This is a genomic window from uncultured Sphingomonas sp., assembly GCF_964237155.1.
GTDB lineage: Bacteria > Pseudomonadota > Alphaproteobacteria > Sphingomonadales > Sphingomonadaceae > Sphingomonas.
In genome coordinates this window covers 1-4,883 of record NZ_CAXSHH010000123.1, presented here as the reverse complement: position 1 = coordinate 4,883, position 4,883 = coordinate 1, and the positions used below count along the sequence as shown (strand labels likewise).

At 65.3% G+C, this 4,883-nt stretch carries 4 protein-coding genes; 1 reads left to right on the top strand and 3 read right to left on the bottom strand.

What is annotated here, in order from left to right:
• Window positions 1–220: 220 nt before the first annotated feature.
• Both ACFE71_RS14920 and ACFE71_RS14915 read right to left on the bottom strand, forming a co-directional pair.
• On the bottom strand, window positions 221–1,132 hold the full coding sequence (locus tag ACFE71_RS14920; RefSeq protein ID WP_375429552.1) for an SDR family oxidoreductase: 912 nt from the start codon (window positions 1,130–1,132) through the stop codon (window positions 221–223).
• Between the two features lie 22 nt (window positions 1,133–1,154).
• Entirely contained in the window at window positions 1,155–2,012 is an 858-nt protein-coding gene (locus ACFE71_RS14915) for a fumarylacetoacetate hydrolase family protein (RefSeq protein ID WP_375429551.1), read from the bottom strand.
• 291 nt (window positions 2,013–2,303) lie between these two features.
• Between ACFE71_RS14915 and ACFE71_RS14910 the strand changes: the two genes are divergently transcribed.
• Window positions 2,304–3,965, top strand: a complete 1,662-nt coding sequence (locus ACFE71_RS14910; protein ID WP_375429550.1) for an FAD-dependent monooxygenase — start codon at window positions 2,304–2,306, stop codon at window positions 3,963–3,965.
• A gap of 73 nt (window positions 3,966–4,038) precedes the next feature.
• Here the strand turns inward: ACFE71_RS14910 and ACFE71_RS14905 are convergent.
• On the bottom strand, window positions 4,039–4,883 hold an 845-nt coding region (locus ACFE71_RS14905; RefSeq protein ID WP_375429549.1), incomplete at its 5' end, for a hypothetical protein.

Genomic DNA, 4,883 nt, shown 5'->3' with positions numbered 1-4,883 from the left:
CGCCTGGCTGCTCGGGCGTGAACCGACGACCTTCGAGCGGTTCGCCGAGAAGCACTATGCGGCGTTCCTGGCAACGGTTGCGTAGGAAGGCCGTTCGGGGTTCCGGGGCCGAATATCGCGACGGGCTGAATCGGAGAACGCTCGACCTGCGGGATTTCGCGACCGTCCGCGCCGGCGATCGCGACCCAGGTCGACAGCCGCGCCGTCACCGGGTTCGCGCTCACCGCGTGATCGGGGCCGCCGTCGTCGAGTTTGCCCTAAAGACATCGAATTGTCGTCGGACGAACTGCTCGAAGGTCGTGGGGGGACGACCCAGGAGCCATGTAAGCACGTTCGGATTGCCGACGAAGTCGTGAGCGCCGTACCTGGCGCTGATGGCGCGAAGCACGCGCGCCTCGTGCGGAAACTGGTCCGGCCCGACGTCTCCGAAGAAGGCCTTGAGATACGTGTCGGCGTCGATCTCCTCGACCGCGATCGGTCGTGCCAGCACACGCGAGATGATCGCGCCGAGTTCGTGCGCCGTATGCCGGCCGGGTGCCGCGAGTTCGTAGGTCGCGCCCGCATGGCGTTCGCTGTCCATGAGCGCCATGGCCGCAACCTCGGCGATGTCCGCTGGATCGACCAGCGACTGGCGACGATCCAGTGCCCAAGATAGCCGGAACACGCCTAGTTCGAACGCCGGTCGAAGCTTGATGGGGGACATGTAGTTGGTCGGCTGCAGGATGGTGAAGGCAAGACCGGACGAGAGGAGATGTTCTTCGATGTCGCGCTTGATCTCGTGCTGAATGAGATCGGTCGTGATCGCGTGCAGCACCGAGCTGAAGACGAAATGCCCGACGCTGGCCGCACGCGCCGCATCGACGGCCGCGAACCCCATCTCGCGCTCCTTGGGATGCGCGGTCGGGCCGACATGATAGACTTTCTCGATCCCGTGCATCGCCCGGCCGAGCAGTTCCCGGTCGGCCATGTCGCCCGTCACGATATCGACGACGCCGGCGGACCGGAGGGCCGAGGCCGAAGCCTCGGTACGGACAAAGGCCCGGACATTCGCGCCGGCGGCCAGTAGCCGCGGAACCAGCAACCTGCCTTGGTTGCCGTTCGCGGCCATCACCAGGATCTTTGGCGCGTTCATGCGTCTGGTCGTCCGGATCGGGCTAGCGCCGCGCGATCCGGTTCTCGATCGCGCCGATCCGATCGATCTCGCATCGGACGACATCGCCTTCGACGAGGAAGCGCGGCGGGACCATGGAGACGCCGACGCCTTCGGGCGTGCCCGTCGCGAGCAGGTCGCCCGGCTCGAGTGTGAAGGCCGTCGTCAGATAGGCGATCTGAGCCCAGACGGAGTAGATGAGTTGCTCGGTATTGCTCGACTGGCGGAGCTCGCCGTTGACCAGGCACCTGACGTCCAGCGTATGCGGATCGGCGATCTCGTCGGCCGTCACGATCCACGGTCCGATCGGGCCGTGCGTGTCGAACGACTTCCCCATGGTGAAGGTCGGCGTGTGGAACTGCCAATCGCGGGCCGACACGTCATTGGCGACGAAATAGCCGAAGACGTGCGCGGGTGCATCGTCCGCATCGACGTTCTTGGCGGTGCGGCCGATCACCACGCCGAGTTCGACTTCATAATCGAGCTTCTCGGTCACGCCCGGGTCGATGTCGTCGTATGGACCTGCGACGCAGGTCGTCTGCTTGTTGAACCAGAGCTGGTTGGTGGGCGGCGCGATGCCCAGCTTGACCGCTTCCTCCATGTGCCTGCGATAGTTCATGCCGATGGCGAGGTACTTGCCGGGGCGCTCGATGGGGGCGAGAAGCCGCGCATCGGCGAGCGCCATGCGGGGAGTGGCGGCGGCGAGCTTGTCGCGGAGCCGATCAAGCGCGTCCGGCCCCGCCGCGGCGAGCTGCTTCATCCGGGTGAACTTGGGGAGGATATCGCCGATGGGCACGATCCCTTCGCCGGATACGGCGCCGATGGTCGGTGAGCCGTCGGCGAGGTAGCGTAACAGTCTCATCGTGATCGTCTCCGTGTCCGGATCGGCGAGACGATCCCGTCGTGCCCGACACTCGTTCCAGGCCTTCTCGTGTGCCACAGGGGCCTAGCGCGCCGGCGATACCAATTCACGCCTCCCGATACCGAACGGATGCGGCGGAGCCGAAGCGGTCATCGGGGTGGGCCGATGGAATGGTCGCAAGCCCATCGCGCCCCGCCGCGATGCCACGCGAGTATCGCAGAAGCTTTACTGGCATCCTGCGATCACCGGTCGCGCAGGATAATTGGCAGCTCGATATGTGGGAGATCGAGTGTGGCGCTAGTTGCGGGCGATGCGGAGCCGCAGGTCATCATCGTGGGATCGGGACCGGCCGGCTTGGCGTTGGCGATCGAATTGGGCACCCGTTCGATCCGCTGCCGATTGATCGAGCGGAACGAACGCGCGGGCCATGCTCCGCGCGCGAAGACGACCAACGCCCGCACGCGGGAACATCTGCGTCGATGGGGAATCGCCGACCGGCTCGCCGCGGCGTCGCCGTTCGGCATCGACTACCCGTCGAACATCCATTTCGTCACGCGGCTGGGCGGGCCCGGGATCGCGCGCTTCGACCATGCGCTTTCCTGCTCGCCCGAGCGCGACCACCGTTACTCCGAACATTCGCAGTGGATCCCGCAATACAAGCTCGAAGCCGTGCTGCTCGAGCGCGCTCGCTCGCTCGACTCCGTCCAGCTGTCGTTCGGTCAGGAGCTCGTCGGGTTCGAGCAGGACGCGTCGGGCGTGACCGCGCGCATACGCGACGTGGTCGACGGCTCGGAGGTCCAAGCTCGCTCGTCGTACATCGTCGGTGCGGACGGCGCGCGCAGCACGGTGCGCGACCTGATCGGGGCGACGATGGTCGGTACCTACGGCCTGTCGCGCAACTACAATACGATCTTTCACGCACCCGGTCTGGCCGACGCCCATCCTCATGGCCCGGGTATCATGTACTGGCAGCTCAACCCTGATGTCCCGAGCCTGATAGGGCCCATGGACGAGGGCGACCTCTGGTACTTCATGCCCACCGGGCTGCCGCCAGGCGCGCGACACAGTGAGGAGGAGACGCTGGACCTCATTCGCCGGTCGACGGGTATCGATCTGCCCTACCGCATCCTGAGTTCGGACGAATGGATCGCCAGTCGACTTCTCGCCGACCGGTACTCACGAGGCCGTGCTTTCCTGGTGGGTGACGCCTGTCACCTTCATCCGCCGTTCGGTGGTTATGGGATGAACATGGGCGTCGCCGACTCCGTCGACCTGGGCTGGAAGATCGCCGCCGTTCTGGAGGGTTGGGGCGGGGAATCGCTGCTCGACAGCTACGAAATCGAGCGCCGCCCGGCCCACGAGTATGTCATGGACGAGGCGCAGGCCAACCACGCGCTAGCCCCTAACCAGCTGGTCCGGGACGGTATCGAGGACGCGACGCCCGAAGGCGAGCAGGTGCGTCGGGAACTGGCGGATCTCATCTGGAGCGAGAAGACGCCTGAGTTCTACGGATTGGGCGTCGTCCTCGGCTATTGTTATCGAGACTCTCCGATAATCGTGGACGACGGGTCGGCGCGCGCCTGGGAAGCATCGCGCGACTATGTGCCCTCAGCCTCGCCTGGGTGTCTCGCACCGCATCGCTGGCTGGAGGATGGGACATCGCTTTACGACCTGTTCGGCCAGGGCTTCACGCTCGTCGTGCTCGACGGAGCCGAGGACGACCAGGTGGGAGCCGCCCGGCGAGAGGCGATCGCCACGGGGACACCGCTGAAGATCTTGCACGTCCCTGATCCCGCTCTGTTGGACACATATTCGGCCTCCCTGACGCTCGTGCGCCCCGACCAGCATGTCGCTTGGCGCGGGGAAGTCTGGCCGGAGGGTCTGCTGGCCAGGGTGTCGGGACGACGGGCTGACGAGACCGCGATCGCCGAACTGGCCGCCTGCGCCGCCTGATCTGTCCGCCGGCAACGCGAAAGCCGGCTATCTGGACCGATGCTGCGCGGAACGGCGACCGAGACCGCGGCCGCTATTCGGCCGCGATCTGCTCGATCTGGTCTATGGAAGATGCGTTCGCCGGGCTGCGCCGAGCCTCGGCCTCCCGTCGGGCCATCCCCGCCACGATCCGCCGCATCGCGACCGAGGGCGCGTCGCTCTTGAAATGCACCTCCCGGTAATCGTGCGTATCCTTTTCGTGCATGACCTGGACCAGTTCGATCGCCACCCGATCCTCCTCGAACCCGTTCACGATCATGGTCTTCAGCTTCTCCGTCAGCGCCCTATCGTCCAGCGAATAGTTGCGCGCGAAGAAGTACCAGTATTTTGTCTCACGGTCGGTGATCGGCGTCGTGAAGTGGATGACCTGCCACTCATAGGTCGGTTGCGCCCCCGCACCTGGACGGTCAAGGACGAAACGTCCGCCGCCGTGGGTGAGTGCTGGCGATACGAAACGGACGGTACTCCTCGCCTGAAAGCCGGCCGCCTCGATTGCCTCGGAAGCTTCCGTGGGCAGAAACCCCGACCGCTGATAATTGGGCGGGTTGTCGCGATAGTAGGACAGGCGGTCACCGCTGATCTCCAATTTCACAGGCGCTTGCGCGAACGCCTTGGGGAAGTTGAAGCTTGCTTGGTGCAGAAAGGGGATATGGGTGAGATCCATCAGGTTCTCCGCCATCAAGATCCAATTGCCGAACAGATCATAGTGACCGGTCGCGTAGGCCCAGTCCGCGCCTGCCTCCAACCAGGGCGTCGCGGGTGGTGCCGGCAGGCGGAGCATGGCCTCCTCGCTGCCCATCCAGACCCAAGCGAGCGCGCCTTGAACGCGCATCGGATAATGGCGGATCGCGATCCGAGGACACTTCACCATGCTCGGAA

Bases quoted from the DNA above. Each gene is read 5' to 3' on its own strand.
- ACFE71_RS14920 (WP_375429552.1), bottom strand. From the start codon at position 1,132: ATGAACGCGCCAAAGATCCTGGTGATGGCCGCGAACGGCAACCAAGGC.
- ACFE71_RS14915 (WP_375429551.1), bottom strand. From the start codon at position 2,012: ATGAGACTGTTACGCTACCTCGCCGACGGCTCACCGACCATCGGCGCC.